General features: G+C 39.8%; 17 protein-coding genes and 1 pseudogene. 9 read left to right on the top strand and 9 right to left on the bottom strand.

From position 1 onward, the window contains the following. From KUG37_RS05505 to KUG37_RS05515, 3 genes and pseudogenes are all read left to right on the top strand, one after another. Positions 1 to 135, top strand: a pseudogene (locus KUG37_RS05505) (pyridine nucleotide-disulfide oxidoreductase); the annotation flags it as partial. Between the two features lie 277 nt (positions 136 to 412). After that, positions 413 to 658 (top strand): hypothetical protein, encoded by a 246-nt coding sequence (locus KUG37_RS05510; protein ID WP_216938068.1) that lies wholly within the window; start codon positions 413 to 415, stop codon positions 656 to 658. 142 nt (positions 659 to 800) lie between these two features. Next, entirely contained in the window at positions 801 to 1,001 is a 201-nt protein-coding gene (locus KUG37_RS05515; protein WP_216938066.1) for a hypothetical protein, read from the top strand. Here the strand turns inward: KUG37_RS05515 and KUG37_RS05520 are convergent. Together KUG37_RS05520 and KUG37_RS05525 are read right to left on the bottom strand one after the other, a co-directional pair. Continuing rightward, positions 985 to 1,623 (bottom strand): LysE family transporter, encoded by a 639-nt coding sequence (locus KUG37_RS05520; protein WP_216938063.1) that lies wholly within the window; start codon positions 1,621 to 1,623, stop codon positions 985 to 987. The genes KUG37_RS05515 and KUG37_RS05520 overlap by 17 nt on opposite strands. Positions 1,624 to 1,742: 119 nt before the next feature. Next, a complete protein-coding gene (locus KUG37_RS05525; protein ID WP_216938061.1) occupies positions 1,743 to 2,309 on the bottom strand; it encodes an FxsA family protein in 567 nt (188 codons plus the stop codon). Positions 2,310 to 2,434: 125 nt separating this feature from the next. Between KUG37_RS05525 and ruvC the strand changes: the two genes are divergently transcribed. Continuing rightward, positions 2,435 to 2,980 carry a crossover junction endodeoxyribonuclease RuvC gene (ruvC, locus tag KUG37_RS05530; protein ID WP_004278925.1) on the top strand — a complete coding sequence of 182 codons (546 nt, stop codon included), beginning with the start codon at positions 2,435 to 2,437 and terminating at the stop codon, positions 2,978 to 2,980. 3 nt (positions 2,981 to 2,983) lie between these two features. Here ruvC and KUG37_RS05535 read toward each other — a convergent pair whose 3' ends face one another. Together KUG37_RS05535 and KUG37_RS05540 are read right to left on the bottom strand one after the other, a co-directional pair. Continuing rightward, entirely contained in the window at positions 2,984 to 3,256 is a 273-nt protein-coding gene (locus tag KUG37_RS05535) for an acylphosphatase (RefSeq protein WP_216938060.1), read from the bottom strand. A 10-nt stretch (positions 3,257 to 3,266) separates the two neighbouring features. Further along, on the bottom strand, positions 3,267 to 4,739 hold the full coding sequence (locus KUG37_RS05540) for an NAD(P)H-hydrate dehydratase (RefSeq protein ID WP_216938059.1): 1,473 nt from the start codon (positions 4,737 to 4,739) through the stop codon (positions 3,267 to 3,269). A 23-nt stretch (positions 4,740 to 4,762) separates the two neighbouring features. Here KUG37_RS05540 and queG point away from each other — a divergent pair, with 23 nt between their 5' ends. The 3 genes from queG to bioB all read left to right on the top strand — a co-directional run bounded on the left by queG (position 4,763) and on the right by bioB (position 7,301). Then, the gene (gene queG, locus KUG37_RS05545; RefSeq protein ID WP_216938058.1) at positions 4,763 to 5,857 is read left to right on the top strand and encodes a tRNA epoxyqueuosine(34) reductase QueG; all 1,095 of its coding nucleotides are present in this window, start codon (positions 4,763 to 4,765) and stop codon (positions 5,855 to 5,857) included. A 104-nt stretch (positions 5,858 to 5,961) separates the two neighbouring features. Next, positions 5,962 to 6,162, top strand: coding sequence for a hypothetical protein (locus tag KUG37_RS05550; protein ID WP_216940279.1), 201 nt, complete (start codon positions 5,962 to 5,964; stop codon positions 6,160 to 6,162). A 137-nt stretch (positions 6,163 to 6,299) separates the two neighbouring features. Further along, positions 6,300 to 7,301: a biotin synthase BioB gene (bioB, locus tag KUG37_RS05555; RefSeq protein WP_216938056.1), complete on the top strand. Its 1,002-nt coding sequence runs from the start codon at positions 6,300 to 6,302 to the stop codon at positions 7,299 to 7,301. Positions 7,302 to 7,308: 7 nt separating this feature from the next. Here the strand turns inward: bioB and KUG37_RS05560 are convergent, their stop codons facing one another. The 4 genes from KUG37_RS05560 to KUG37_RS05575 form a co-directional block, all read right to left on the bottom strand. Further along, positions 7,309 to 7,545 carry a hypothetical protein gene (locus tag KUG37_RS05560; protein ID WP_216938055.1) on the bottom strand — a complete coding sequence of 79 codons (237 nt, stop codon included), beginning with the start codon at positions 7,543 to 7,545 and terminating at the stop codon, positions 7,309 to 7,311. Positions 7,546 to 8,068: 523 nt separating this feature from the next. Continuing rightward, on the bottom strand, positions 8,069 to 8,449 hold the full coding sequence (locus tag KUG37_RS05565) for a hypothetical protein (protein ID WP_216938054.1): 381 nt from the start codon (positions 8,447 to 8,449) through the stop codon (positions 8,069 to 8,071). A 735-nt stretch (positions 8,450 to 9,184) separates the two neighbouring features. Next, entirely contained in the window at positions 9,185 to 9,871 is a 687-nt protein-coding gene (locus KUG37_RS05570) for a metallophosphoesterase (RefSeq protein ID WP_216936960.1), read from the bottom strand. Positions 9,872 to 9,904: 33 nt separating this feature from the next. After that, positions 9,905 to 10,888 (bottom strand): hypothetical protein, encoded by a 984-nt coding sequence (locus KUG37_RS05575; RefSeq protein WP_216936959.1) that lies wholly within the window; start codon positions 10,886 to 10,888, stop codon positions 9,905 to 9,907. 102 nt (positions 10,889 to 10,990) lie between these two features. On the opposite strand from KUG37_RS05575, the gene KUG37_RS05580 reads away from it, so the two are divergent. Then, positions 10,991 to 11,863, top strand: coding sequence for a competence protein CoiA family protein (locus tag KUG37_RS05580; RefSeq protein ID WP_216936958.1), 873 nt, complete (start codon positions 10,991 to 10,993; stop codon positions 11,861 to 11,863). A gap of 440 nt (positions 11,864 to 12,303) precedes the next feature. Continuing rightward, entirely contained in the window at positions 12,304 to 12,732 is a 429-nt protein-coding gene (locus KUG37_RS05585; RefSeq protein ID WP_216936957.1) for a hypothetical protein, read from the top strand. A 192-nt stretch (positions 12,733 to 12,924) separates the two neighbouring features. Here KUG37_RS05585 and brxL read toward each other — a convergent pair whose 3' ends face one another. After that, positions 12,925 to 14,985: a BREX system Lon protease-like protein BrxL gene (brxL, locus tag KUG37_RS05590; protein ID WP_216936956.1), complete on the bottom strand. Its 2,061-nt coding sequence runs from the start codon at positions 14,983 to 14,985 to the stop codon at positions 12,925 to 12,927. Between the last annotated feature and the right edge of the window lie 32 nt (positions 14,986 to 15,017).

A 15,017-nucleotide genomic window follows, 5' to 3' on the forward strand; every position in this document is an offset into this window, starting at 1 on the left:
GAAACCAATGTCAAAGGGGTGTTTGCGGCAGGTGACTGCACTACAGTGCCTTACAAGCAGATTATCATTGCGACAGGTGAAGGTGCGAAAGCATCACTCTCTGCATTTGATTACATTATCCGTTCAGGTCAGTAAAATTTAAATCGCATTAAAATAAAGCCCGCTTTTAGCGGGCTTTATTTTTGTCTTCATATATTATCTGTTCAAATTCAATTCTCTTCTATTAACACTGTAAACATCTGCTTCGTATCAATAATTTCATATTCATGTAATAAGTTTTTGCCCTGTATAAATACTGTGTAATTGTCCGCAATCACGTATTGCAAGCGCTAAAAAGCTCTCCTATGATAGAGCAACAACTCATCTTTCATGATCGAAAAATAAAAAAGGATAGCATCCTGGGAGAAGAACAATGCAATATAAATATCATTGCGCTTGCTGCGAAAAAGTAGTCGACTCTACAGAAAAATCATGTGCAAACTGTGGCTCACACCATATTCGCAGCCCTTTTGGTTTCTGGATTTTATGTCTGGTGGCTTGTCTCGTAACAACAATCGTATTTAAAGTGGTGCACTTGTATGTGCAGTCACAACAAGAAGTTCCTGTCCAATATTCCATATTGGATGTTTTAAAAGAAGAAGATAAAAGACTGCGCTAATTTTATTGATATCACAGCACAGACCTGTTCATTCCAACAGGTCTTTTTATTGCACTTGAATAGTCCTAGCTTGGAAGAAAAACCACCTCCTAAGATCCAGATTTGATTTACAATAGCAGTGGATTCAAATGAGAGATGTGTCATGGTTCAGTTAATTAAAAAAGGTGGACTGCGTGAGCGGGCCAACCGTAGCCGCAGCTATCAAGGCTCTGAAAATACTGAAACCACCTTGAAGCCTAATCGCTATCAGACAATGATTAAAACCCCAGCTAATTCAGCATCTCCTGCCCCGGCCTCATCGACCTCTACAAATGAAGATTCACAATTTAATTCATCAGAATAAGTGCGTCGTACCACAACCATAACGCAAATATCAGAAATAGTCCGCCCGAGATCATATCAATATAACTCCCCGAACGCTGGTACAAGGTTTTAATTTTAGGTTGGGAAATCAGCAGCATCAATAAAGCAAAGGTGACAAAGGTTTGTAAGGGAATAATCACCGCCAATTGTGCTTTCAAATAATCGGAAGCAGACGAACTCAAGGCCAGTGAAAATACGCTACTAAAATAGATCAGCGTTTTAGGGTTAGAGAGATTGGTCCATAAGCCCAGCATAAAATAGTTTTTAGCTTGCATCTGTCCATTTACATCGTCATCGGCCTGATCCCTATTTTTAAAGCTATGTAGCCCCCCCTTTAACATCGCCCATCCCATTTTGGCCAGGAACATCCCCCCAAAAAGCATGAGGACTTGCTGAATCCATGGGAACTGGTCAATTAAAACGGTAAATCCCGCAAGTGTCAGTACGACCCACAGTACAATCCCGGCAGAGATTCCTGCAATAATTTTCAGGGCATTCTGGCGTGTGGTGGATGCGGCACTTTTGGCGATAAGTAAAATATCGGGGCCAGGACTCAGTTGAGCAACAAAATGCAGGAGACAGATCGTAAAAAGCAGAGACATTAAAATGAGGTGAAGTTATAAAAATATATTATAACGTTTGTTCAAAGATATTAGAAAGTTCCAATAAAAAACCGAATCATCAGATTCGGCTTAAATAGAGCTATTTTCAAATACAACGCTTATTTCGGATTGATATCTTTCATTTCAATTTTTTTCGCCTCAGGTTTCACTTCACGTGCTTCACCATCAATAATGGTTGAATCGCCGCGACCTGATTGCTGATTTTGCATCTCCTGCATCTGACGCATCATCTCGGTAAATGGATTCTGGCCTTGTGCACCGCCCATATCGCCCATCATGCCACCCATCATTTTTTCCATCATGAGTTGCTGACGTTTCATCATTGCTTTCATCATGGCAGCTTTAAAGACGCGCTGAACCGCTGGAATAAGCATCAATACTGCCAATACATCAGTCATCAATCCAGGAATAAGCAGAAAGAAGCCCGCCAGAATTTTAGGTAAGTTTCCTGTTAAAGCAGGATCTGCACTCATCTGCCCCATCTGCATTTGCTGCATCTGTGGCATGATACCGGCCGAGTATTTTCGAATCAGATTCATACCGATAAAAAATGCGGCGACAAACCAGAAAAATACGTACCACATACTCCCGACGAGGTCACCCACGCCAATCCAGACAAATACTTCTAGGATTAAGCCTGCAAGGATAATAAGAAATAATTTCATGAAAATTAATCTAATCTCAGTAAAATAAATAATAGGATGCTGGAATCAACTGCTTCATCAGGATCAAGCTTTTTTGATACGCTTATGTAACAATATGGGCATTATTCTATTTTTAAAGTGCAGGCATGTCATTAATTATTGGGATTGACCCCGGTTCTCGTTTAACCGGTTACGGAATTATCGAAAAAGACGGCTCCAAACTGACTTTTGTCGATGCCGGCACCATCAGAACAGAAACGACGGAAATGCCTGAGCGTTTAAAACGGATCTTTGCCGGTGTAGAGCGCATTGTAAAATTTTATGGCCCTACTGAAGCTGCAGTCGAGCAGGTCTTTATGGCACAAAATCCGGATTCCGCCTTAAAACTCGGTCAGGCTCGTGGTGCTGCAGTTGCGGCGCTGGTCAATCTGGATCTGAAAGTCGCTGAATATACGGCGCGCCAGATCAAGCAGTCGGTGGTCGGTTATGGCGCTGCCGATAAAGAACAGGTGCAGATGATGGTCATGAATATTCTAAAACTCAGCATTAAACCGCAACAGGATGCTGCCGATGCCTTAGCTGCTGCCATTTGTCATGCCCATGCTTCAGGCAGTATGAGTAAAATGGCGGTATTGAATGCTTTGGGTGGTATGGCACGTGGCCGGAGTCGGGTAAGCAGCCGTCGTCGTTGAGATTCAGCGCAGTATGCTAAAGCCCTGAACATCCAAGTCAGATTGCAGATGCTCTTGAATAATTGATTTTACGACTGCACGAGCAGGCCCTTGCCAACTTCGTGCAATCATTTCCTGAAGCTGAGAATCTGTTCCAACCATCACAGCCTCCACTTCCCCCGTACTTAAGTTCTGCACATGTCCCTTCAGTCCAAGTGCTTGAGCCTGCTCGGCAAACCAGTAGCGGTAGCCAACTCCTTGTACCTGGCCTGAAATATTTAGCTTGATGACTGCCACTGTATTCTCCTTAACGGTTCACCACCTGATAAATCGCATGTTTCATATCCTGAGCCTGCAAACCACGTTCACCATGTTTAGCCAGTTCATCACCTGCAAGTGCATGCAGCGTCACAATTTCATGCAAATGGATGGTTTCTGCAAATTGTGCCTTTAAACTGGCAATCATTCCGGCCAGCACATCCCCCATTCCGCCAGTTCCCATACCGGCATTCCCGGCACTGCAGATAGAAAGCACTTCTTCCAGAATCAGGCTACCTGAACCTTTCAGTACCCACTGTCCCTGATATTTTTGTTGCAGTGCATGGATTGCTGCAATCCGGTTCGCTTCTACTTCTGTAGTACTACTCTCCAGTAACGTAGCGGCTTCCCCGGGATGTGGTGTGGCATAGGTCTTGGAATTCAAGGCTTGCGGCTGTTTGGCTAAAAACCACAGCGCATCTGCATCCAAGACAATTTCCAGATCTGTGTTTTGAATTAAATCAAACCATGCTTGATATTGCTCTTTTGCCCATTCATCACGTCCCAAGCCCATACCGAAACAGACTGCATCGACCTGCTGAATTAAGGCTGTGCGCTGTTCTATATTCAGAGCATTAATATCACGCAGCATGATATTCGGCGCACGCGCCAAAATCGCTGTATGGTGTTTCGCATCACAAGCAATGGTGACTTTACCTGCGCCTGCAGCAAATGCCGCTTCGGCAGACATGATCACGGCACCGCCCATATTGGCATGCCCACCCAGCACCAGCACATGACCATAACTCCCTTTATTACCAAAGGCTTTACGTTTGGGCAAGTGAATGTCAGGTGATGAAAGTTGAGCAATGGGTTTAAGTACTGCATCAGTCGGAATAGCAGCATTCAATTCGACCTTGCCAGCATATTCTTTGCCTTGTCCGGTAAACAGCCCAGCCTTGAGTGCCAAACCGGTGAAGGTATAATCAGCTTTTATGGCAACAGGCAAAGGCTGGCCAGTATTGGCACCCAATCCACTCGGGATATCGATTGAGATTTTTAATCCAGTTTTCCGGTTAATGGACTGAATAATGTTTTGCCAGTCAGAATCCAGCTGACGGTTTAGACCGATTCCGAATAAGGCATCAACATAAGCCTCATATTCGTCTTGAAAGTCAAAATGCGAATAAGGTTGCAAACCGGCCTGCATAGCTTCCTGCACAGCCGATGCCAGATCTTTGGAATTGCCCGGCTCTGCCGCATAAATATCAACTTGAAAACCGGCCTGTTTTAAATATTTGGCTACAAGATAACCATCGCCAGCATTATTACCCTGACCACAGCAGACAGCGATTTTTTTAATTTTTTGCCGGGAAAATAAAGTGAGTAGCCGCTGGCTGATTGCCCAAGCGACTTGTTGCATTAAACCATAGGAACTATTTTGCTGCTGGAACCAGCGCTGCTCCCATGCTTGAATACTTTGGCTATGATAAACGGGGCTATGGTAAACTTGTTGCTGCATTTCTTATTCCCTGTCTTTGGTTTATGACAACTCCCGATTCTCACGCGCAAATTCAAGTTTATCAACAAGATCCAGCTGATTTAAAAGCTTGGATTAAAACACAAGCTTTAGAATTGGGTTTTGCTGATTGTGTCATTGCTAAACCGGATGCTCAAGCAGAATTAGCTCGCTTACAGGAATATCTGGATCGCGGGTATCATGGAGACATGAAGTTTCTGGAAGACAACCTGGAAAAACGTGCCAATCCCGCTTTACTGGTTCCCGGCACACGCAGCATAATCTGTGTGCGTATGGATTATCTGGTCGAGGCACCAGAGCCACGTTATATCCCTTATGCTCCAAACTCTGCCATTATCGCACGTTATGCCCGGGGTCGGGATTATCACAAGATCATGCGCGGTCGCCTGAAAACCCTGGCGACAAAAATCCGGGCAAAAGTGGGAGATTTTGAATCGCGTCCTTTTGCCGATTCTGCGCCAATTTTTGAAAAATCACTGGCTGAAAGTGCTGGCATGGGCTGGACGGGCAAACACACCCTGCTGATTCATAAAAAATCTGGTTCTTTCTTTGTGCTTGGGGAACTGTTTACTTCTCTGGATCTACCTTTTGATGCGCCTGCCAGTAAACATTGTGGTTCCTGTACGGCCTGTATCGATATCTGTCCAACGCAGGCAATTGTCGAGCCCTATATGCTCGATGCCCGGCGCTGTATTGCCTATCTGACCATCGAATATAAAGGCGTTATTCCAGAAGATTTACGACGCGGGATTGGAAATCGTGTTTTTGGCTGTGACGATTGTCAGCTGATTTGCCCTTGGAACAGTTTTGCTCAAGTCACCTCGGTAGAGGATTTTCATCCGCGGCATAGCCTGGATCAGGTCAGTTTACTGGATTTATGGCAATGGGATGAAGCTACCTTTTTAAGCGCGACTGAAGGTAGTCCGATGCGCCGTACTGGTTACCAAAGCTTTATGCGCAATATCGCGATCGGTATGGGTAATGCACCTTTTGATGAACAGATTGTTCGGGCACTCCATCAGCAGCGTGCACATCATGATGAGATTGTACAAGTGCATATTGATTGGGCCCTTCAAGAACAACTGGCAAAATCCAGTTAATTTTCCATCTTTACCTAGCGTCACAGTTTCACTTAAAAGCCTTACACATCCTCGTTTCAGACTATGGCATAAATAAAATTAGTCAAAAATGAAGTGGAGGAAAGATGATGTCATCAAAAAATCCAAATCAAGAGCTAATTGAGCAGCTTCAGGAAGAACAGCAGAAGCACCAACAGCAGCAACCCCAGCATGGGCCAATTAATTCTCCAAAAAACAACCAGCATGAACAGGACCAGCGTGTGTTTAACAAGCAGCATCGCAAAGATCTCTATGGTCAGGATACGCATGGCAATCACAGCAAGTAATCCGTTTACTGGAAATACAAAGCTCACCTTGTGTGGGCTTTGTTATTTAATAGAAGGTCATATTTTGCTAGTGAAGCCCGGGATTGTTTTACTTAATATAGGGAAATTAATTAATAACGATGAACAAGGATAGACAGATGAGCAGTATGGATCCAATACGCAATGATTGGTCTCGCGAAGAAATTGAGACCCTGTATCAGCAACCTTTTATGGATTTACTCTTTCAGGCCCAGCAGCTTCATCGTCAATATTTTGATGCCAATACCGTTCAAGTCAGTACCCTGCTCTCGATTAAAACAGGTAAATGTCCAGAAGATTGCAAATATTGTTCACAGTCTGCACATTATGATTCCAAGCTTGAAGCAGAAAAACGTATCGCGGTAGAAAAAGTGATTCAGGAAGCTAAAGAAGCACTTGCATCTGGCAGCTCACGTTTCTGCATGGGGGCGGCATGGCGCAATCCGCATGAACGTGATATGCCTTATGTTCTGGAAATGGTGCAAGAAGTTAAAGCACTGGGCCTGGAAACCTGTATGACACTCGGGATGTTAAATGAATCACAAGCAGAACGATTGAAAGAGGCTGGCCTGGATTATTACAACCATAATCTAGATACTTCTCGCGAATACTATTCACATATCATCAGTACCCGGAGTTTTGATGATCGTCTGGATACGTTGGATCATGTACGTCAAGCCGGTTTAAAAGTATGTAGTGGTGGTATTGTGGGCCTGGGCGAAAGTCGTAATGACCGGATTGGCTTATTGTATGAACTTGCCACTTTAGCCATTCATCCTGAATCTGTACCCATTAATATGCTGGTTCCAATTGAAGGCACACCAATGGCAGATGTAGAAAAACTGGATGTCATTGAATGGATTCGTACCATTGCCGTGGCACGTTTACTCATGCCAAAAAGCTATATTCGTCTTTCTGCCGGCCGCGAATCCTTAACCGATTCAGATCAGGCTCTGGCCTTCATGGCCGGCGCCAATTCCATTTTCTCCGGAGAGAAATTACTCACGACACCCAATACAGCCCAAGGCCGTGATCAGCAACTGTTTGAGAAATTAGGCCTGGTTGCAGAACAACCTAAACCGAGTGTGCGTGCATTGGCGACTGATGCCATGGCAAGCTAATAACTATTTAACTTGAGGAGTGAACAGAAAAGTTATGTGCAGTAATTAAAATACCATAACGGGCATTCAGATAGTCTCCGACTCGGATTTGATCCATTCCATTGGCATGATGCACCACCAGCTCTTGCATGACTGCATCATAGCTAAAAGAGTCATAACTGTCTTGATGCAGGCTGAGCCAATGCAGGGTATCTGCCAGGCTATTGTCTACAATATAAGTGTCTGCATGGACATCTTTGCTCATATGCCTGTTCATCAGGTTGAAACTTCCCTTTAATTTTAACGGAAATTAGCCGATCATCAGCATAAAAAAGTGAGCTATTGCTCACTTTTTTTGAAAAAATCTTAGTCTTTATTCGTTCCGCACTTCCGACACTCCCTGTGTTCACCGATTTCTTGCATTTGCTCGTATTCATAGATATGCAAACAAAACAATTTCCTTAAAAGCTGAAGCATCTCTAAAACTCCTGTTTAATCATTTTTTTAATGTGCTTCTTAAGACATTCCTTCCTGAAACATCATGATTTTTTTTGACTAAAAAATCACCTCTTATTAATTAGCATAATTTTCCCAGTTGTAAAATACATTTCATCTACTTTTCACTTTTTTTGCTGCTATTTTTGAAGTACATCACAGTCCTTTCATAAAAATGAACTTTTTTCCTAATTAGGACTCTCCTAGATATAAAATCCACAAAAGCGGCTCATAAACCTCATATATGAGAGCTAAGCCACTTTTTATAAGTCGATTTAAATATTGTCTAATCGTTATTTAAGGCACCACCACGATCTCCTGTGTTCACCATTTACGAAAACGGAAAGTATGTCGGTCGCATTTGAAGGAGGGATATCCTCTGTGCATGTCACTGGCGTACTTACAACATATTGAGTATTGCTGTTATTAAATTCCCATCTGGTGTAGCGGCATACACCTGTGCCTTCGGTGATTTCTTTTCCTTGGGCAATGACCATGTCGGGTTTCTTAGTGATACTTTTGGGCTTATTCCAGGCCCTATACTGGTATTGATTTGATGAAAGTTGATTGATAGTCACAATATGCGCAGAGGTCTTACAGGTGAATTGTTCGGCTGCGAATGCACTAGAAAAAACCAGTGATCCGAAAACGATAGAAATGAGAGGGTTTAACATAGTTTCCTCCAACAAGTTGTTGGGAGTGATGTTTGAATTCACTGAATGCTATGGCCTTTTATCTGGGCTCGGTGAAATCAGCTTTAGTTTTTAAAACTAATTTTCTTGGGTCTGGGTTCCGTTAGTCAGGAGGTGATAAATAGTTTATTTGGGGATTTAATACTTACAGAACCTCTCCTCTATTAAAAATAAGAAGTTAAATCTTTAGTAAGGCTCTACCTGATTCTTGATTACTATCATTTGTAAGCAATTTTGAGTGGCCTGCAATTTAAAAAAATCAGATCCAGCGCTTAAGTTTGAAACAAAATCGATGGGATAAGATTCACCCCAATCAACATTTAGAATAGAAGAAGTAAAATTAAGCTCAACCTGAATGCTGTTTGTTTTTTATTCAAATTTATTAATAGGCCAAGATGATGTACGCTCATGCATTACTTGTGCAACGGGTGAAAAATATCTCATAAATTACAAGAAGCTAGATTCTGAATGATTTTACACCTAAAGAAAAACCCCTAATTCTTTTAGAATCACGGGTTTGAATTTCATATGGATGCATATGATTATAAAATTTGGTGGGCCCAGACGGACAACAACCCTCTCCTACCCTATTGTTTTTATTACACTAATTAATATTAAAAAATTACAGGATACAAGCTAGGATACATGATTCAAGTGTTGTTTTTTTGACCAGTTGAACTTTTTTCACCACCGAACTCCCCTACCATATCACCAAGATCACTGAATTTTTAAAATACAAAGCTTCTTGGTAAAAGAAGAGCCGACATCAATATAGTGACAATTATCGATTTTAGTGTGTTCTTTTACAATGGTGTGTCCTAGATAAATTTCATCAATACCTTCAACAATATCATAGTGAGCGGAATGCTGACGAATACGCCCCCTTCCCCATAATGCATTGCTGTACGCAGAAGTTACACCAGAAATCTTATAGTCACCTTGACTAATATCTCGCTTAAAGCTATTCCAATCATGTATGTCAATGTCTGCATGTACCACCCCAATGACTTTATGTTCGAATTGAACTTCAATAACCAAAGGGAGCTGTTTAAAGAGTTCGATAATTTCAAACTGTTTTCTCACACTCAATTGATAAAACCACTCCCCTCCATTACGAGCATGCATATCTTTTATTTTAGGATCGTCAGGCGACCTTATGCACATTTCTTCATGATTTCCTCTTACACTGCGAAACCATGACTGATCTAATAAGGAAATACATTCTAAATTTTCCTCACCTCGATCTACAAGATCACCTGTACAAATCAGTACGTCATTTTGAAAGTCAAAATTTATTTTCTTGAGCTCTTGTATCAAAAGGCTATAACAACCATGTAAATCACCAACCACATAAACATGATTCTTTTGATTTGTATTGATTGTCAAAATAGGAGAATAGTTCATTAATTTAAATGATCACCCTTAATTTCAATATGATTACTGAGTTAACTGCTTCCCAATCATTAGCACGCGATCAAAGCTATACACATGCGCAAAAGGACTTTCTACGCAACGTCCAACTAATGGCAAATTATGATCAGGTTGACCAGCTCTAAGTACAACCTCTGCTGAACAAATCGGACATATCCCTCTAAACCGAGTTATACGTGTTAATTGATTACGTTCTCTATCACGATACATCTCAATATCAGCATGATCCTCATTAAGTGAAATAAACGTCATAGGCGCCTTAATGACACGATGCTCTGGTAAATTCCATAACGGAATGTACCAGTATTTGAATGATAGGTAAGAAAATCCAATTAAACAGGCTATAAGCAACAAATCAAGAGTCGTGAAGTTTTGTCCTTCACGTACTAAAACTAATGAAAATGCACAAACATATAAAGACCATAAAATAAAACCGCCAAAAAGAACTATCAGCATAAACAGTCCTCTTATACTTTTATTTTTTATTTCACCATTTTTAAAAATATACCGGTAAAACCAGGACAATTTAATTTCTGAAGGATCTACCCGTTCATAAGTGATTTTATCTTCATCAAGCTTTTGATCCTCTTCATTTTGGGTCTGAGAATATTCTGTAATATTTAACCAATAACGGCGCTCATTCCCTTTTCCTCCAATTGTATCATTGGTTTTTACCACTGGAATATAACCAATCTCTTCAAATTTTTTAGTATATTTTGTGATGACACGATCAAGGTATGCACTTAATTTTTTGTCACTCATCCACTTCCCTAGATCTTTAGAATCCATCGATGCAACAGATTGCTGACCATCAAGAATGAGTTTTAGTTGATATCTCGTATACGTTATTGGCTCCTCATTTTGAGCATTTAAAGCATCAATCGATGCACTACAGATTACTTTTAAGCAATCGTATGCCCTATTATCTGCTAAGTCTTTCTTTAAAATCTCATCTAATAAAATAAAAACTTTTAATTTTAATTCAGACATTTAAACCCCCATTTTACCCGTATCTCCCCTTTATACGGTGTTAGGACAATTAGATCACAAGCATAGTGAATGAGTAAATCAACTTCCTAAAGGATTTTAATCATGACTATGTATATTGCTTTGGACGACAATAAAAAATTGGTCGATATCAAAGATGTTGAACGTGGACTTGCATGCCAATGTACCTGCTTTGAATGTGGTGAAACTGTTATTGCACGTAAAGGTGAAATTAAAGAACATCACTTTGCACATGCAAGCAATAAAGAAAGCTGTACAATTAATCCAGAATCTGTTCTACATAAATATGCCAAAGAAGTCATTCTTGAATCTATGGGCCTCATGCTTCCTGCTTTACCTAATTCCGATAATGAAGCAGCATGGTGGACATTTGAAAAAGTATTACCAGAATTTTCTCTCGGATTAATACGCCCAGATTTAGTTGGATATTTTGATGCAGAACCTATTTTAATTGAAATTGCAGTTACTCATTTTATTGATGCCGAGAAACTAAAACGCATTGAGGTTTTTAAATCAAAATGTATTGAAATCGATTTATCACCACTTCTTAAAAGTGATATTGCAATTCCAAGTATCGAAGCCAAACAGCAAATCCTCGAAAACCTAGATAATAGAAGATGGGTTTATCCATTTCCTACAGAGCAAATCAGTAAGCAGCAAGAGTCTATTACCTGTACCCAATTCACAGCCCTGCAACAACCAACTTCGAAACAACAAAGTACCGCTTCAAGTTGGCAGGACTATAAATTTACAGTTAAAGGCATGCACATCAACGTTCGCAATTTTGCGAGTGGTATGATATCCGTGAATAGTACATACAACCCTGAAATCATTGCTATGTTTAAAAAGTGGATGCATGAAGGACGTGGCTCGTATAATCCTAAATATAAATCTTGGAACTACTGGCTCCCATTTTCGGAACAGGTTTTACAAAGACTCGTAGAACTCAATGAATAAAGGCATATTACCCATAAATACTTGCCTAATCACACCAAACGATAAGTACGTAAATTGGGACCTATCTAACTAAAAATTAGACTTAAGTCCCAAATATGGTACTAACCTCACAAAATAAAATACTAAATTATTTGAAATTTTGTGGCTGATTCAGATGAAAAATACACTATCTGTATCTTTTAGTAAATTGAATTCATAAAGTGAAAACCTTACAAGAACTGCTCAAACCATCCCTCTCTAAATAGAATAATTAATTCTAAGCCTCTATAAACCTGTTACAAGAAACTCAAAAACAATCATTTTAAAGCGAAAAAAATTGATTCTAATTGGCATAATCTTTATAGCAAATCTCAAAGTTATCGCGTTCTTGACTTTTTAGGAACATCTGTACTTAAAAATATTGCATCAATAATTTTTACCCCTATATAAGGAAAAATATTTTGCTTTTAGATCAAAAATTGGAACTATCGATTCATAAAACCTGTGAAATAACGTCAGTACAAATTTGTAATGATTGCTGGATTGTACTTCCTTGTATGGAAGAAGATTTTAATCAAAATTTAGCTGAGCAATTATCAGTAGTTTATGTAATTCCTGAACGTTCCTTAACAGATAACCGATTTACAGGTTGGTATATTGATGCTTGTGAATATCTTGTTAAAGAAGGTAAAAAATATGGTAAGCAGAATTTGTATGATCATTCTTCTCAAGAATTTGATGAATGGATGAAGAATAATAATTTTAAATTGAATAAAGCAATTTACTTCTATCAACAGGATGATATACCGAGTTGTGATGAAATTGGTACTACTCTATCTGAACTTTACCAATTCTTGGAAGATACCAATCAATTAGAAATGTGGAAATAAAAATTCTGTAAAGAGGTTTTATCTTAACATGTCATTAAGGATTACCCTCAGGAACAATAGTATAACTATATGGCTTTGTTGCATAAAAATTTCATAACTAATAGTTTTTATGAATTTTATTCAAAATCAATTTAAGGTAAAATTCATCAAAATTAATTATTTATGTTTATTATGCTACAGAACCGTAAACCTTTAACTACTTTGCTTTATGTAAGTCACCTCAAATGCCCTGCACGCACGATACTTTTGGTTGCGATTAGCAAGCTGGAATGCATCCCATATATCGTATTGTTGGAAGATATCAAGCCCTCGGTCTAGGGAAATTTTCCAACCAGTATCAGTAACTATATGCCTAGCATGCTGAGAGCCCGAGTTATCGAATGAATAAGCAAATTTAATACCTACTTTAAACATTTCACGCTGTATCTTTTCAAAATATTCACGCTGTTGATCCCCTTTTAATTCATCCTCAACTGTTATAAGACTCACAATTATCTCATCCTCTTCGGCTTTTCCTTTGATAATAGTTTCGAGCAACTCCATCAAATTCCTAGCTTGGAAAAATAGGCGAATATAAGGATCGGTAATAGTGATGTATTGCGCACCATTTAAATAAGGTCCGAATAGACCATCATAGGAAACCCCTCGTTGATTTTCCGCAATGGTTAGATGCCCTTCCTGAGGTAGTTTCTCATCTATAACATTAGTTTCAGATGTTAAAGGAGCGGAAGATAGTGTCGTTTCAACCTGCACATCAGGCAGATTAGCATCATCACTTGAAACTGTTTTATGGAAGTAATTTGGGTATTCAAGCTCTTCAAGTGTAGCAACAGGTTTTTCTTTGCCTACTTTGTCAAAATAAGCGAAATTTACGTCCGTATAGGTAGTATCAATTCTGAATAATTGGTCTTTAACGCGCTTCCTGCCTTCCATTGCAAATTTCAAAATTTCTTCGATTTCAATTTCCGTTGCTTCACCTTGAGGGAACAAAATCTTCATCAGCCCAGAGAACGTTTTGTTGATAGCATCCCGATCACGAGTTGATATATTTGAAGAAAGGGTAAAATACTTTTTATATTGATCTGAATAATCTTGGTTACGGAGGTGACGTAAAATTTCAGCCAAGTAATCTACAACAAAACCGTATCCATTTGAAAACATTTCGCCACGGATAATATCCACTTCCCACCCAGGAATATAAAAGTGTAGACGATCAAGAAATGCTGAGTCGTAAAACTTCTCTGGTAATGCATCAAACAAATCTGAATGTTTGAGCATATAAGGTAGACTGTGTTCGGTGTTACCTACAAACGCCATGGAGGCATCTGCACCCAAAGTTTCAACACCTCGGGAGAATGACTTGTTCGCCATGTAGTTCTTCATGATATCGACAAGTGCTTTATCGACCTTCTTCTGTTTCCCAGCAAACTCATCGAAAGCAACAGTGTCCCAATAACCTACCAAGCCAATTTTCCCTGAAGAGTTATTGACGAATAACTTAGGAACACTTACCTCACCTCCAGAAAGCAGAATACCATGAGGTGAAAATTCCGAGTATATATGTGACTTACCTGTACCTTTAGGTCCCAACTCAATAAGATTGTAATTCCGCTCACAAAATGGAATAAGTCTGGCTAATTGAGTGAGCTTGCTACGCTTGCCAAAATATTCAGGATTAAAACCTACACTCTGAATAAGTACATCAATCCATTCGTCTAGTGTGAACTGACCCCGTGCCTTAATATAACTATCATAGTCGAAATGAGACATTTGGATAGGTTTTAACGTGCTGAGTATCCAAGGACTGGAATCTTTATCCTCCGTATGCTCATATTCAATATCAGCGATAACCCATACACCTCCCACTAAGAGTTTGGGATGTTGCTTAACCGTTCCTGAATCAATTAATACTTTTTTAATACCAAGATTAGCAAACTGAGCTTCGTAGCAATCTTTTTTATCATTCAACTCTACACTTACTTTGTCGATGATCTTATGACGGCCTTTTTCTCGAATTGTTGAGCGAATCAAACCAGCTTCACTTCTATGCACGTAGTGCTTGGCCAAAATTTCTTTCACTGTTTGAATGCCGCTTTCAATACTGTCTTCGTCATTCGTGGCGCAATATTGTCCCAGCAGGTATTCGAGAACATAGGAAGGAACAATGGCATTACCTTTTACAGTTTTAACCAAATCTTTACGTACCACCAATCCAGCAAACACATCACATATTTTTTGGTTTAGGTCTGTCATTGTCTTTCCTCAAAAGTTCCGTCTTTTTTGTT

This window comes from Acinetobacter sp. BY419 (assembly GCF_019038395.1).
Taxonomy (GTDB): Bacteria; Pseudomonadota; Gammaproteobacteria; order Pseudomonadales; family Moraxellaceae; genus Acinetobacter.